The organism is Chryseobacterium camelliae, from assembly GCF_030818575.1.
GTDB classification, from domain to species: domain Bacteria; phylum Bacteroidota; class Bacteroidia; order Flavobacteriales; family Weeksellaceae; genus Chryseobacterium; species Chryseobacterium camelliae_A.
In genome coordinates this window covers 3,250,141-3,264,987 of record NZ_JAUTAL010000001.1, presented here as the reverse complement: position 1 = coordinate 3,264,987, position 14,847 = coordinate 3,250,141, and the positions used below count along the sequence as shown (strand labels likewise).

The window sequence follows — 14,847 nt, the reverse complement described above, 5'->3', positions numbered from 1 at the left end:
ACAATGGCTTTTTTATGCAGGAAAGCTAACGTTACAATGGTTTTTTGTATGTTTGTGCCATGAATAATTGCAGGAACAATATTCAGATAACCTATGAATTTTGAAGATTTTATCCTTTCACCAAGGAAATTTAAAACTGAAAGCTGGCAGATTGGAAATCGCATTACCGGAAATATTAAGGAAGGCAGCATTGTCCTTCTCTTTGTATCAGATTGCAGAGGTGCGGGCGCCGATGCGGAAATCCAGGACTTTACAAGCATAAGAAAAGAATTTTATAAGCTTTCCCAGCTGGATTTCGAAATTCCGGTAGTGGATCTCGGGGATCTTGTTTCCGGGAAATCCATTCAGGATTCCCATTATATCTTACAGGAGGTCCTCTCGGCATGTCACCAGAAAGGGGCTGTTCCGGTTGTCATCGGCGGATCCAATGATCTGTCTTACTCCCTGTTTTCTGCCCTGAACATATACCGGAAGAATATCAACTATACCCAGATCAGCAATATCATCTCATTCAGGCAGGATGAGGGCATGGATGAATATACTTTCCTCGGTAAAATTTTCAGTACCAAGGATTTTTCAATCAGAAATTACCATCACCTTGCGTATCAGAAACACCTTAACGAAGAAGATTCTGTCCGGCTGATCAGGGAAGTGGAATTCGATATTGTGCGCCTTGCGGAAATGATGAACTCCACTGAAAAGACGGAGCCGTTCTTCAGACGGGCAGACCTGGTTACCGTAAACTGTGATGCCATTGAAAGCTTCAGCGAACCTTTTTCCCTGCATCCTCAGGTGAATGGGCTGAACAGGAGGGAGATCTGCGCGTATATGAAAGAGATCGGTCTCAGTGAAAACCTTCAGTCTGTAGGGATTTTCAATTATAATATTTATTCAGACAGCATCCTGAATCAGCAGCTTGTGGCGCAAATGCTCTGGTACCTGATTGAAGGGATCAATATCCAGAGATCGCACCCGAAGGAAAGGCAGTACGAGATATTTTACGTTCTTATTAACGATCGGCAGTACGCTTTCAAGCGGGATACCTTCAGCAACCTTTGGTATTTTGGTGATGATGACGACATACTGAACTGTATTCCGTGTTCCAGGAGGGATTTTGATGAAGCTAAAAAAGGGTGGCTGAACGCAAGACTTACGAAAGTATAGGTATGGCTAAGGTTTCCGTTATTGTTCCTGTTTATAATGTCGAAGGCTATCTGGCTAAATGTCTTGATTCCCTGGTCAGTCAAACCGTTCAGGATCTTGAAATCCTGGTGGTGAATGACGGAAGCACAGACGGTTCAGAAGATGTCATCCGGCAATATGCCAAACAATATCCCGGAAAGATAGAAGCATTCCGCAAAGATAACGGCGGCCTGAGCGATGCCCGGAATTACGGTCTGGACAGAGCAACCGGAGATTATATAGGTTTTGTAGACAGCGATGATTATGTTTCGGAAACAATGTTTGAAACCATGACGGAGCTGGCTGAAAAGCATCAGGCTCAAATGGTGATCTGCAATATCCAAAAGGTTAATGAAAATGGTAAGGTTGTGCAGAAGCTGACCCAGGTTCCTAACATGCCTGAAAAAATCAATCTCAGTGAAAATTTTTCTGTTTTTTCGGACCTGAGTTATTTCGCCTGCAACAAGTTGTTTACCAGAGCGCTTTTCGATCAGAAAAGATTCAAGAAGTCAGCGCATTTTGAAGATATCCAGCTCATTCCACAGTTGTTACTGGGTTGCGATACGCTTGCACAGACTCAGGAATTCCATTATAATTACCTGGAACGGTCAGACTCTATCACAAAAACGCATACCGAACGAGGACTGGATATATTGCGTGCAGTGGAAGATGTAGAGCGGGCGTTTACGTCTTCATCTTACGCAGGGAAAGTCTTGGAGCTTAAAAACTTCCAGATTTTTGAAGGTGTGTACTCGTTTTTGGCTTATCTTGCTTTCGTAAAGGATGGGCCCACATTTTATAAGATGGATACAGAATTGTCACATTTTATGCAAATCAGGCGTCTTAAAATGAAAGATATATTAAAGTATAGGAGGTTTGATAAAAATTATCTGTTATCTTTGCCTCTGAAAAAAAAGATTTTTTATCTGCTGTACCTTACCGGTCAGAAGAAGCTGATAAGAATGTTGACTTAACACAAATTTAAATACCACTGTTTCATACACGATTCCCTCTCAGAAACAGTAAAGTATTTATGAAAAGAAAAAAAATGAAGAACTTTGAATTGCTCTTATCACACTCAGGCATTCCCCTTTTTTATCTGAAGGTAGGGTTAGGCTTTCTTTTTTCGTTTCTTATTACCTATTTTTCCGTTCCTACCATTATTAAGATATCAAGAAGGAAAAACCTTATGGATGAGCCGGGATTGAGAAGTTCCCATTTGCGGAAAATTCCCAACTTGGGCGGTATTGCCATTTTTTATTCCATCGGAATATGTTCCTCTATTTTTGCCTATGAGCTTTTCGACCTGTACAAGTTTTTGTTTGCTTCATTGATTATTCTGCTTTATATAGGCGTCATGGATGATATCGTAGTAATGCGTGCCTATAAGAAACTGGTCGCGCAAATCATTGTTTCATCATTGATTGTCATAGGCTCAGACATACGGATCAGAAGTCTTTTCGGGATCTTCGGTATTTATGAGCTTACGTATTTTGTAAGTGTATTGTTCAGTATTATTACCTTTATTGTATTAATCAATGCTTTTAACCTGATTGACGGTATCGACGGCCTGGCCGGCGGATATTCGGTTATTTGCAGTGCACTTTTCGGGATCAGTTATTACCGCCTGGGGGAATACAATTATCCATTGGTTGTTTTTTCCATGATCATCATAGGTGCTGTATTGGCATTCTTATATTACAATCTTTCCAATTACAGGACCAATAAAATCTTTATGGGCGATACAGGATCTATGCTCTTAGGCTTTCTGCTTGCATTTACGTCCATCTGTTTTATAGATATTTTCATAGATAAGGCACTTCCGAATGTGCCGAGATACCATTTACAGTCTGCTCCTGTAGTAGCGGTGGCAATTCTCATACTGCCCATCGTAGATACCCTGAATGTGATCATTGTAAGGCTTATCAACGGGAAATCTCCTTTCGATGCAGATAAAAATCATATTCATCACAAACTTCTAAGATTAAATCTTACCCATCGTAGATCCAGTTTCTACATCATTGTCTACTATCTTTTTATTGTTACCCTGGCCTATTACCTGAGGCATATCAATGTTAACCTGCTCCTAGTGATTATTTTGTTTACTGGCTTTCTCGGAGCTTACCTCCCTGATTTCATATATAATACAAGAAATTTAAAAAGTAATAATTAAATTTCTATTTTTGCAAACAATTGAAAAAAATATAATGAAGAATTATAAGTATTTGTTCCTACTCTTGGCTTCATGTATGCTTGCTTCGTGTATTACCACAAAAGAAGTAAGGTACCTGCAGCCTAACGAAAGCCTCGTCATTAATGAGGAAGGCCTTGTTCCCTACAATATCCCGACTTACAGAATTACCAAAAATGATATCCTGAACCTTAATATTGTGACCACTCCTAAAGGAGATGCGGCCCAGTTTTATTCTGCTTTGAATACTTCAGGGGGATCGGGGAGCCCGGGAGTTAATAATGCTTTGGGGGGAGCTGTGGGTTCCTCAGGGTCCGGAATGGGTGGAAACATTAATTTTTATTTTAACGGACTGAAGGTGGAATCTAACGGAGATATCAATATTTTCGGCATCGGATATATTAAGGCGGAAGGAAGAACAATAGATGAAGTATCCAAAGAAATTCAGGAAAAAGTAAATGAAAACTTCCAGGTGGGTAAATCTGAAGTAAGGCTCAATACCAACGGAATAACATATTATATTTTAGGAGATATTGAGACCGTAGGAATTTCAGGAGAAAAAGTAGTCCATAAAAACACCCTTACCATTACAGAAGCACTGGCAATGAACGGAGGGTTAAACCGTACGGTAGACCGTAAGAATGTAACGATCCGCAGAAAGTTACCTGAAGGTATTAAAACGGCTAAAATTGATCTTACCCGTGAAGATCTTATGAATTCTCCTTTTTACTATGTACAGAACGGAGATGAAATCTATCTCAACACCAGGGCGAAAAGCCTCAACGGATTCGGAAAAGATCCTATACAAACTTTAACAACAGGAGTTTCAGTAATTACTACAGCATTATCCATTTATTTGCTTCTTAAAAACTTATAACCATGATCCCGGAAAAAAACTCCAAAGTAGAAAGAAATGATGCCCAGAAGGAAAAATACGGCAATTTCGCTTTATTTGACGCTGAGCATTTTGTCAGGAGGCTCCTGAGGAACTGGTATTGGTTTTTGTTCATGTTCCTGATAGGATACGTTATATCCTGGATTTATGGAAAATATTACGCGCAGAATATCTACGCATCCAACCTGTCTCTAAGCGTTTCCAATAATACGGCAAGCTATTTCACGCCTAACCAGTCTATTAACTTCATATGGGGACAGGGAGGAAACCAGGATGGGGTATACCTGAAAAAAATGCTCCTCTCCAGATCGCATAACGAGTTTCTGGTAAAGGAACTGGATCTCTTCGTCAATTATTCTACCAAGGGGATGATCAAGTCTACGTATCTTGACAAAGATGACTCCCCTGTATTTTTAGAAATTGATAAAAAACATCCTCAGCAGATCAATTACGCCATTACACTTATTCCTAAAAGCAACGGGACTTATGAAGTCGTATTGCCGGAAGAAGGGGAAACAACTAACCTTTATAATTACCAGTACGAGGGATTTCAGAATGTGCAGCCTTATGCCCGCCCGAAGAATAAAATAATCAAGGTAGGTGAATGGTATACTTCTCCGAATTTAAAATTCAGGCTGATTAAAAATCCTGTAGAACCGAAAATCAGGCTTACCAATATCATTGTTAACCTGTCATCAGTCAATCAGATGGTTAATGAAATTGTTTCTACCATAGGAATTGAATTTGATAAGGAGATCAATACCATTATGATCATTACCAAAACAGGGTATAACCTTAACAGTACGGTTAATTTCCTTAATAAATCGGTAGGACAGCTGCAGAAAAAAAGGCTTGCAGACAGGATGACCGTGGATAAGAATACCGAGATCTATCTGAAAGACAACCTGGCCAGCATCAGAAAAAAACTTGATTCCAGTGCAGATGTTCTGAACTATCTGAAAACTACGGAAAAGCTGTATGACATTAAAGACAGGGATGAAAAAACATTGGTAGAAATCAAAGATCTGGAAGCGAAAAAAGCTGACCTCATCAGTAAGCTTAGTTCACTGAACAGGATAAGAAGTACAATAGAGACTCAGAATTTCAACAATATGATCAGTACCAATGCTGCAGGCTTTGAGGACGGAATGTTTGGGGCGACGGTAGCGGAGCTGAAAGCTTTATATGAAAAAAGGAGGGAACTGTCCACCATCTATACACCAGGGTCTGAGCCGATGCTTGAAATCAACCGGCAGATCAGAGAGGCTAAAATGGGATCTTCAGGAATGTTAGGCAACTATTATAACCGGTATAATACTGAAATCAGCAAAATCAACCAAAAAATTGACGAAGCAAATGCCAATATGTCTTCTTATCCGGAAAAGCAGAGAAAATACCTCGATGCGGAAAGGGGATATAATATGATTGAAGCCACCTACAACAGTTTGCTGGGCAGACAGAATGAAACGCAGATGAAATTGGCTACCAATCAGTCTGATATCACGGTTATTGACCCTGCCAAAAATGTAGGACAGTCTCCAATAGCGCCTAATATCAAAGGGACCAAAATGGTTATCATAGGAGGATTATTACTTCTCCCTCTGTTTTTAATTGCAGCCAGTGAAATACTTGATAGTAAGATCAGGAACATCAAGGAACTGCTTAATGCAACGAGAATTCCTCTTCTTGGTGTCATTGGAAACAACAACAATGAGAATATGCTTACCGTTCTGGAACAGCCGAAGTCTTCTGTCTCTGAGGCATTTAGGGGAATTCGGGCAAATATGAGGTTTCTTTCGGGAGAAAATAATCAGAGTAAGGTAGTTCTGATCACTTCCTCCATCGGAGGAGAGGGGAAAACCTATATCTCTATCAACCTGGCTTCGGTTCTAGGTTTAAGCGATAAGAAAACCATCTTGTTGGGAATGGACCTCAGAAAACCAAAAATATTCGGAGATTTTAAGATTGATAATCAGTATGGGATTTCCAATTACCTTACCGGTGAAGTGTCCATAGACCAGATCATCAATAAGACCCGGGTATCCAATCTGGACGTGGCTACTTCAGGACCTATACCTCCAAATCCTTCTGAACTTCTGATGAGCGAGAGGAATGTGCAGTTTATTGAAGAGCTTAAGAAAAGATATGATTTCATTATCATAGACTCTCCGCCGGTAGGCCTTGTGGCGGATTCCTTTGAACTTATGAAATATTCTGATGTCAATATTTATGTCGTTCGACACGAATATACCGAGAAATATATGCTGAAAATGATTACTGAAAAGTATCATGACGGTGAGGTTCAGAAGTTAGGTATCGTATATAATGACTATAATACAAAACAGGGATATGGCTATGGTTACGGCTATGGTTACGGTTACGGCTATGGTTATGGCTATTTTGATGAGGATAAAAATTATAAAGAACCGCTTCTCATAAGAATAAGGAATAAAATAAAAGCAATATTTAAAAACTAAATACGTTAAACCCTCAGGCGATGGGGGTTTATTGCGTATTGAACTTTTTGTATCTGTTGAAAAAAGAATAAATTCGGGAGTTTGCCGTTTACTTTATAACAAATTATATTTTTTTGTTTATTTTTAACTAAGCATTAAGATAATCATTAATATAAAAATGTTTTATATTTGCAAAAATTAAAATTGAATATAACCATAAATCCATATTCTTTTATGAATAAAAAACTATTGTTTAGCTTCCTTGCCGCCCTGGGAACTGTGGTAAGCGTAAAAGCACAAAGAAACGAATTGGGAGTTCGTCTGGGTATGAGTAACCTGGTGGGTGATGTAGGAAGAACAAATTATATTTTACAAAAGCCGTTGGATTTAAACAGAGCCTCAGATTGGGGAGTTCCGTTTTATGGAGGGTTATTATATCGTTTTAATTTTAATCCTTATCAGACTGTTAGGCTGGATCTTGGATATAATCAGGTACAGTTTAGTGATAAGGCTGCAAAAGAGGATTACAGAAGGGCAAGAAATTCCTTCGGAAAGAACAATGTATATGAAGCGAGCTTAATGTTTGAATATAATTTTTTCCCGGTAAACAATGAGCAGCAAAGAGGTTTGGTTAGCCCATATATTTTTGCAGGAGTAGGAGGGCTGATGTTTGATGCCCCGAAAGTTACATTGGTTAATGATTACAGAAGAGATGCAGATGGCGTTGCGCAGGCACCGAACAATGAACTGGATTTTACCACTACTCCGGTATACTCCACGGTAAAGAAAACAGTAATGCATGTGCCTTTTGGTGTGGGTCTTAAGTATAAGTTCAATCATAACTGGGCTATCTTTGCAGAAGCGATGTTCAGATATGCATTTACAGACCAGCTGGATTATAGCAAAGTACTGAGAAAAGATGTGGTGTCTACCTATAACGGAGATATCCTAAACCCCTCAACCGGTGGATCTTTATTGCAGTCAGGAGCTTATTACGTGGTATCCAAAGAAAGAGAGGCTAAATTTATAGGAGAAAGAAATATTGGAGATCAGGAATCCAGGGATTGGATGAACACTGTAAGTCTCGGACTTACCTATTCCTTTGGAAGACCTCCATGTTATTGTGATTAGTGATATGTCGTTGATTAAAGATAAAATAGATTCTGAGAATTTACCGAAACATGTTGCCATTATTATGGATGGTAACGGAAGATGGGCAAAATCGCGTGGAGAAGAGAGGACTTTTGGTCATAAAAATGCCATTGATGCCGTAAGAAATGCCATCAATGCCTGTAATGAGATAAACATTCCATATCTTACCCTGTATACTTTTTCATCAGAAAACTGGAACCGTCCGAGTGACGAAGTAAGCACTCTGATGAACCTGCTTACGGAAACATTACTCTTGGAAGCTGATGAAATCTTTAGCAAAGGATTAAGGATGCATGTGATTGGCGATCTTGATAAATTGCCCCCTTTGGTGAAAGACCAGTTGCTTCGTGTGGTGGAACTCACAAAAGAAAACACAAAAGGAAATTTGGTATTGGCTATAAGCTATGGTTCTCAAAAAGAAATACTGAATGCCGTAAAAAACATAAGCGCCGATGTAAAAGAAGGCAAAGTGGATGTTGAAAGTATTGATGAAAAATTATTCGAAAATTATCTTTATACAAAAGATTTTCCCCCAGTTGACTTATTGATAAGAACCAGTGGTGAAGTGAGAATAAGCAACTTCCTTCTTTGGCAGATCGCCTATGCAGAACTGCAATTTTTAAAATGTTCTATGGCCGGATTTTACAAAAGATATCTTCTTCCAGTGTATTGTTGATTATCAAAATAAGGAAAGAAGGTACGGGATGACCGGTGAACAGATAAAAATTCAGTAAAATTAAGAAAAGAAAGACTACGATAAAATGAAGTTTAGACTATTACCCATCATTATGTTTGTTGCTTCTGCACATTTTTATGGACAGGTAACTCCGCAGGACAGCACAAGGGTGAACAATCCTGTACACGCAGACAGCCAGACAGGCACATACACTTTGAAAGACATCGTTGTAGATGGGGTGAAAAAATATACACCGGCACAGATTCTGAGATTTACAGGCCTTTCAAAAGGCGAAACTGTAGATATTCCGGGGCAGAAAATCAGTAACGCTATCAAAAAGCTTTGGGATACGCAGTCCTTTTCGGAAGTTGAAGTATACGTACAGAGCATTGAAGGGGAAACTGTAGTACTGAGATTTCACCTTCAGGATCTGAAAGAACTTGGAGAAGTGAAATTCACAGGTAAAGGGATTGGAAAATCCAAGAACGAAAAGCTTGCCAAAGACAACAACCTTAAGCCGGGGACCAAAATAACCCAGAACCTTGTTTCAAGCCTTAAGACCAATATTCCTAAAGAATATATCAAGAAAGGATTTGCAGATGCCAAGATTACCATCCAGGATAAGGTAAACGCCAATGACCCGTCTCTGGTAGACTGGACAATCAATGTGGATAAAGGTAAAAAAGTCAAAATCGACCATATCGAATTTGAGGGCAACACCAATGTGACGGATGCAAAACTCAGAAAGAAAGGATTTAAGGAAACCAAGCAAAAAAGATTCGGCATTGGTGGTATTCTGAAACCATCTAAATATATTGAAGAAAAATATCAGGAAGATAAACAAAACCTGATCAATTACTATAACTCATTAGGGTACAGGGATGCAACCATTGTTTCGGATTCCGTATGGAGAAATAAAAGAAACAATTACGAAATCAACGTCAAGCTTAACGAGGGTAAGAAATATTACATTGGTGATATTACCTTTACCGGTAATACCGTATATCCTACAGATTACCTCCAGAGAATGCTGGGATATAAAAAAGGTGATATTTACGATGCCGTAGGATTCAATAAAAAAGTTGGAGAAGACGGCGGGAAAGAAGATGACTCCGACATTAAATCCATGTACATGAATAACGGTTATCTGTTTTCCAACGTAACTCCGGTGGAAAAATCAGTGACCGGGGATGCCGTAAATCTGGAGATCCGTATCAATGAAGGGGAAAAAGCAACCTGGAATAAAGTAACCTGGCAGGGAAACACCACTACCCATGACCACGTAATCCTGCGTGCACTCCGAACAAAACCGGGTAACCTTTTTGCGAAAAGCGATATTAAGAGAACCTACTTTGATCTTGCGGGAATGTCTTTCTTCGACCCTCAGCAGATCGGGCAGGATATTAATCCTAATCAGCAGGACAACACGGTTGACATCAACTGGAAGCTGGTAGAAAAAGGATCTTCACAGGTACAGCTACAGGCCGGTTATGGTGGAAACAGCTTTATCGGAACTTTAGGGCTTACCTTTAACAATTTCTCTCTGAGGAATTTCCTGAGATTTAAAGATTTCAAACCGGTTCCTCAGGGAGATGGGCAAACATTATCCATCCAGGCACAGGCAGGACAGTATTTCCAGAACTATGGAATTTCATTTACTGAGCCTTGGGTATTTGGAACAAGGCCAACGGCCCTTTCAGTGAGCATCAATAATTCCAGGGTAAAATATTCAGATAGTGCAGGTAATGCACAGAAATTGAATATATTTTCTGCATCTGCAGGGTTAAATAAGCAGCTAAGATGGCCGGACGATTACTTCTCCCTGTATACTGGACTTCAGTATCAGAAGTATAATTTCAGCAACTATCCGTTTGAGTTTGGTAATACAACAGAATATTATGGTAATGCCAATAACCTCAGTCTTAACCTTGGTTTAACCAGGAATTCTGCAGGGATTGACCCTATATTCCCAACTATGGGTTCCAATATAGAGCTTTCTGCTAAATTAACGCCTCCTTATTCACTATTCAGCAACAAGGATTATTCTACGATGACTCCAACAGATAAATACAAGTGGATGGAGTTTTACAAGATCAAGTTTAAAGCGGATGTTTATAATGAGATTGTAGGTAAGCTTGTACTGAGATCTTCTGCTGAAATGGGATTCATGGATGGATACAACAAAGAATTGGGAGCACCGCCGTTTGAAAGATTTTATGTAGGGGGAACAGGATTGTTCGGAGGGAGATTCGACGGTCGGGAACTGATTCCTCTGAGAGGATATGAAAATGCTTCCACCTACGGAGGAACAGTAGATGATATTACACAGAAAGGAGGAGGTACTATTTATAACAGATTTACGTTAGAACTTAGATACCCGATCTCACTGAACCAGACAGCTAAAATTTATGCCCTTACTTTTGCAGAGGGAGGTAACGTATGGAATTCTTGGGGCAGCTATAATCCGTTCCAGCTGAAAAGATCAGTCGGTGTCGGAGTAAGAGTTTATATGGGTGCCTTCGGACTTATCGGATTCGACTTTGCGTATGGATTTGATAAGACAGTTCTGGGAACAGAACCTTCAGGATGGAAAACCCACTTCTTGATGAACCAGTCATTATAACAGATATGAGAAACCTTAGAATACTTTTCACATGTGTTTTACTCCTGTTCTTCGGAGTCAGCAATGCCCAGAAAATAGGTGTTGTGGATACCGAATACATCTTGGGCATGATGCCTCAGTATAAGGAAGCGGAAGCAAGGCTCAATGCACAGATCGATACCTGGCAGAATGAACTTCAGAGCTTACAGTCTGAGTACGAAAAGAAGAGGTCTGCTTTTGAAAATGAAAAAGTATTGTTGGTAGGGGATCAGCTTAAGCTGAGAGAAAAAGAAGTGATGGATCTTGAAAAGAATATCAAGACGACAACCAGCCTTCGTTTCGGAGCAACCGGAGAAATTACCAAGCTTAGGACCAACCTGGTTCAGCCTTTTCAGGACCAGATCTGGAATGCCATCAAGACCATGTCTGAAAAGAATGGTTTGGGAATTGTCCTGGATAAAAGTAATAATGTGAATGTTATTTTTCTTCAGAAAAGATTTGATTATACAGACAAAGTTCTGGACATTCTTTTAAAGGGAACAGAAAAAAAAGAAAAAACTAATAGCAAAAAATAAAAGTTGTAATTAACTTTTATCTTATTTTTAAATCTAAAAACAAATTAAATTATTTATTTTACCAATTATGAAAAAATTAAGTGTATTATTTGCAGCAGTAATGATGGTTGTATCGGTAGGTATGGCAAAAGCTCAAAAAATTGCTACTTTAGACGTTATAGGTGTTCTTAATGTAATGCCTGAAAAGAAAAAAGCGGATGCCGATTTAAAGACCTTCCTGGATGCCAAGCAGGCAGAGATCAAGAAAAAAGCAGATGCTGCTCAAACTAAATTTCAGCAATACCAGACAGAAGCACCTAAAAAAACAGCTGAAGAAAATGCTGCCAGAGAAGCTGAAATGAAAAAACTGGGTGAAGAAATCCAGCAGATGAATGACAAAGCACAGAAAGATTTTGTAGCTAAGCAAGATGCAGCTTATGAACCGATTGAAAAGAAGCTGAACGATGCAGTAAGCAAAGTAGCTAAAGCAAGCGGTTATGATTATATCATGGATGCTAATTCATCGGCTTTCGTTTATAAAAACGGTCCGGATGCTACTGCAGCTGTAAAAAAAGAATTAGGAATTCAGTAATTACGGAAATTAACAAACATTATAAAGCAAACCATCTCTTTATTAGAGGTGGTTTTTTTAATTTTGCCACATGGAAAAAGAAGTATCAACTACCGTAAAAGTCAGGTTCAGTGACTGTGATCCGATAGGACATTTGAATAATGTAAAATACCTGGACTATATGTTCAATGCCCGGGAAGATCATGTCGAAACATTTTACGGCTTTACCTATGAAGAATATACCAAGAAGACAGGATGTACCTGGATTGCCATACAGAATGAAATTGCTTACCTGAAAGAAGTGCGCTATAATACACAGGTGGTCATCAGCAGTAAAACAATAGAAATTCAGGACAGGACGGCCAAGGTGGAAATTCTGATGAAAAGCCTGGATGAAAAAACCATTCATGCTGTTCTGTGGGTAACGGTCATCTATTTTAATGTCAAAAATAGGCGGTCTGAAGTTTATCCTCAAGAAATAAAAGACACATTCCATAAATTCTATGTAGATTTAGACCAGAAAGACTTTCAGTCAAGAGTAAAATTTTTAAGATCACAAAACGCGAAAAATTCATGAAGAAGATAGCAGTTATAGGAGGGAACGGCCAATTAGGAAATTGCATACAGAAAATTGCACCTGACTTTGAAAGTAAATACGAATTTATTTTTACAGACTCCCAGACATTAGATATTACTGATGAAGACCAGATCAGTGACTTCTTTTACAATCAGAAACCGCATTACTGTATTAATGCTTCAGCTTATACAGCGGTAGACCTGGCTGAAAAAGAAAGCGAAAAAGCTTTTGCTGTAAACGCGTACGGCGTAGCTTCCCTGGCACAGGCATGTGCAGAAAATAAAACGGTGTTGATTCATGTGTCTACAGATTACGTATTTGGTGGAGAGACCAACCTGTGCTACTCGGAGGATGATTTTACAAATCCCACGGGTGTATATGGTGCATCAAAAAGAGAAGGAGAAGAGCTTGCATTGGAAAATAATCCTCAAACCATTATTATCCGTACTTCGTGGCTGTACTCAGAATTCAATAAAAACTTTGTGAAAACCATGCTGAATCTCTTTGGCCAGAAAGAAGAGTTGGGAGTAGTTGCCGATCAGTTCGGGCAGCCTACAAATGCCAATGACCTGGCAGAAGCCATTATGAAGATTATCGAAAACCCTCGTAAAATATTCGGTATTTTTCACTTTTCAAATTATCCGGAAACAACCTGGTTTGATTTTGCCGGTAAGATTGCCGAGTTTTCTGATTCATCAGTTAAATTGAATCCGCTGACTACAGATCAGTATCCCACTCCTGCAAAAAGGCCTGCTAGAAGTACCATGTGCCTGGATAAAATTGAAGAGGTGTATGCCATTGAACCTAAGTATTGGGAGAACAGTCTCGAGGACTGTGTAAGAATCTTAACCGAAAGCCAGTCCGTATCATGAGAAAATCCGTATTTATAGCCCTATTTTTCTGTATCCAGATTGTATCCGCACAGAAAGTCTATCTGACGAAAGTTGAAAAGACCAACGACAACACAGATAAATTTTTCTATACTTTAAACAATGGTTCACCAGATGCCGAATATTTAGGGGAAATAGAAGTGCAGGGATATTCTAAGGATGATGCTGCTGTTTTTTCCATGATTTATAAAAAGGCCAAAGAGATCGGAGCTAATGCTTTTGCATGGAAACCTTTTGAAAACGTAGAAGGTAAACCGGAAGCCTTTAATCCATCAAATTATAGGCTGGCACTGTATTACGTTCCAAAAGAAAAAATATCGGATCAGGCCGGCAATCTGTATCTATTTGCATCTTCGGATAAAGATCAGAAGATAGCGGTAAATGGTAAAGATTATATAATAGCACCTCGGTCATATCTTAAACTTCAGGTCGTTCCCAATCAGGTATATGCAATCTCTACTAAGAAACTCTTGGGCTCATCTATAAAAGTACAGCCTAAATCCGGAGATCAGAACATGTATTTCCAGGTTTCATCTGCGAAGATTAAAGCTGATAATTCGGGAATCGGCGGATTAAATCTGAAATCCGGAGACATCATAGGACTTGAACAATCCTTTGCGGAGTTTTTAAGTGTCATCTACGATCAGATAAAATTAGATTGATTTATCATTTAGATAAGCCCATCAATATAATGAATAGTGCTTAATTGAATATAAGCCTGTCTTGCAATAACCAAGGCAGGCTTTTTTATAAGGCAGTATTCCGGATAGTCCTTGAAGATACATTGAGATCGCATTTCATTGTATTAGCATTTTTTATTTGGAGCTTTTTCCCGCTTTCCGCTCATACTCCTCGCGCCTATGCTTTTTCCGGCGGCAGCTGCGGGGTATCCGCTGCAATCGGGGCTAGGGAAGAGGGGAGGGTTGGAGAGTTGGAGGGATGTAAGCAAAATGAGTAGTAAATAGTTAGTTATAAGTTATGAATTATGAATTATGAATTATGAATTATGAATTATGAATTATGAATTATGAATTATGAATTATGTTATAACTATTTTCCAGGTACTTTATGCTCAATATATGATATCTTGCATCTGATGCC

At 39.1% G+C, this 14,847-nt stretch carries 12 protein-coding genes and 1 pseudogene; all 13 read left to right on the top strand.

Features of this window, described 5'->3' with window-relative positions; genetic code table 11:
• Nucleotides 1-93 precede the first annotated feature (93 nt).
• Nucleotides 94-1,164 carry a formimidoylglutamase gene (locus QE404_RS14910; protein ID WP_307451763.1) on the top strand — a complete coding sequence of 357 codons (1,071 nt, stop codon included), beginning with the start codon at nucleotides 94-96 and terminating at the stop codon, nucleotides 1,162-1,164.
• Nucleotides 1,165-1,166: 2 nt separating this feature from the next.
• A complete protein-coding gene (locus QE404_RS14905) occupies nucleotides 1,167-2,156 on the top strand; it encodes a glycosyltransferase family 2 protein (protein ID WP_307451761.1) in 990 nt (329 codons plus the stop codon).
• Between the two features lie 74 nt (nucleotides 2,157-2,230).
• Complete coding sequence (locus tag QE404_RS14900) at nucleotides 2,231-3,355, top strand: glycosyltransferase family 4 protein (RefSeq protein WP_307453406.1); 1,125 nt, start codon at nucleotides 2,231-2,233, stop codon at nucleotides 3,353-3,355.
• Between the two features lie 34 nt (nucleotides 3,356-3,389).
• On the top strand, nucleotides 3,390-4,250 hold the full coding sequence (locus QE404_RS14895; protein WP_307451760.1) for a polysaccharide biosynthesis/export family protein: 861 nt from the start codon (nucleotides 3,390-3,392) through the stop codon (nucleotides 4,248-4,250).
• A 2-nt stretch (nucleotides 4,251-4,252) separates the two neighbouring features.
• Nucleotides 4,253-6,745, top strand: coding sequence for an exopolysaccharide transport family protein (locus QE404_RS14890; RefSeq protein WP_307451758.1), 2,493 nt, complete (start codon nucleotides 4,253-4,255; stop codon nucleotides 6,743-6,745).
• 213 nt (nucleotides 6,746-6,958) lie between these two features.
• On the top strand, nucleotides 6,959-7,855 hold the full coding sequence (porG, locus tag QE404_RS14885; protein WP_307451756.1) for a type IX secretion system protein PorG: 897 nt from the start codon (nucleotides 6,959-6,961) through the stop codon (nucleotides 7,853-7,855).
• A gap of 4 nt (nucleotides 7,856-7,859) precedes the next feature.
• Nucleotides 7,860-8,610: pseudogene (uppS, locus tag QE404_RS14880) on the top strand (polyprenyl diphosphate synthase).
• 27 nt (nucleotides 8,611-8,637) lie between these two features.
• Nucleotides 8,638-11,175, top strand: a complete 2,538-nt coding sequence (gene bamA, locus QE404_RS14875; RefSeq protein WP_307451752.1) for an outer membrane protein assembly factor BamA — start codon at nucleotides 8,638-8,640, stop codon at nucleotides 11,173-11,175.
• Nucleotides 11,139-11,729, top strand: a complete 591-nt coding sequence (locus QE404_RS14870; protein ID WP_307451750.1) for an OmpH family outer membrane protein — start codon at nucleotides 11,139-11,141, stop codon at nucleotides 11,727-11,729. Before bamA ends, QE404_RS14870 begins: the two co-directional genes overlap by 37 nt.
• Before the next feature lie 67 nt (nucleotides 11,730-11,796).
• On the top strand, nucleotides 11,797-12,300 hold the full coding sequence (locus tag QE404_RS14865) for an OmpH family outer membrane protein (protein WP_307451748.1): 504 nt from the start codon (nucleotides 11,797-11,799) through the stop codon (nucleotides 12,298-12,300).
• A 70-nt stretch (nucleotides 12,301-12,370) separates the two neighbouring features.
• Nucleotides 12,371-12,856 (top strand): acyl-CoA thioesterase, encoded by a 486-nt coding sequence (locus QE404_RS14860; protein WP_307451746.1) that lies wholly within the window; start codon nucleotides 12,371-12,373, stop codon nucleotides 12,854-12,856.
• On the top strand, nucleotides 12,853-13,728 hold the full coding sequence (gene rfbD / locus QE404_RS14855) for a dTDP-4-dehydrorhamnose reductase (RefSeq protein WP_307451744.1): 876 nt from the start codon (nucleotides 12,853-12,855) through the stop codon (nucleotides 13,726-13,728). The genes QE404_RS14860 and rfbD overlap by 4 nt, the downstream gene beginning before the upstream one ends.
• Entirely contained in the window at nucleotides 13,725-14,408 is a 684-nt protein-coding gene (locus QE404_RS14850) for a hypothetical protein (protein ID WP_307451742.1), read from the top strand. Before rfbD ends, QE404_RS14850 begins: the two co-directional genes overlap by 4 nt.
• The last annotated feature ends 439 nt before the right edge of the window (nucleotides 14,409-14,847 follow it).

Bases quoted from the DNA above. Each gene is read 5' to 3' on its own strand.
- QE404_RS14910 (WP_307451763.1), top strand. From the start codon at position 94: ATGAATTTTGAAGATTTTATCCTTTCACCAAGGAAATTTAAAACTGAA.
- QE404_RS14905 (WP_307451761.1), top strand. From the start codon at position 1,167: ATGGCTAAGGTTTCCGTTATTGTTCCTGTTTATAATGTCGAAGGCTAT.
- QE404_RS14900 (WP_307453406.1), top strand. From the start codon at position 2,231: ATGAAGAACTTTGAATTGCTCTTATCACACTCAGGCATTCCCCTTTTT.
- QE404_RS14895 (WP_307451760.1), top strand. From the start codon at position 3,390: ATGAAGAATTATAAGTATTTGTTCCTACTCTTGGCTTCATGTATGCTT.
- QE404_RS14890 (WP_307451758.1), top strand. From the start codon at position 4,253: ATGATCCCGGAAAAAAACTCCAAAGTAGAAAGAAATGATGCCCAGAAG.
- porG (WP_307451756.1), top strand. From the start codon at position 6,959: ATGAATAAAAAACTATTGTTTAGCTTCCTTGCCGCCCTGGGAACTGTG.
- bamA (WP_307451752.1), top strand. From the start codon at position 8,638: ATGAAGTTTAGACTATTACCCATCATTATGTTTGTTGCTTCTGCACAT.
- QE404_RS14870 (WP_307451750.1), top strand. From the start codon at position 11,139: ATGGAAAACCCACTTCTTGATGAACCAGTCATTATAACAGATATGAGA.
- QE404_RS14865 (WP_307451748.1), top strand. From the start codon at position 11,797: ATGAAAAAATTAAGTGTATTATTTGCAGCAGTAATGATGGTTGTATCG.
- QE404_RS14860 (WP_307451746.1), top strand. From the start codon at position 12,371: ATGGAAAAAGAAGTATCAACTACCGTAAAAGTCAGGTTCAGTGACTGT.
- rfbD (WP_307451744.1), top strand. From the start codon at position 12,853: ATGAAGAAGATAGCAGTTATAGGAGGGAACGGCCAATTAGGAAATTGC.
- QE404_RS14850 (WP_307451742.1), top strand. From the start codon at position 13,725: ATGAGAAAATCCGTATTTATAGCCCTATTTTTCTGTATCCAGATTGTA.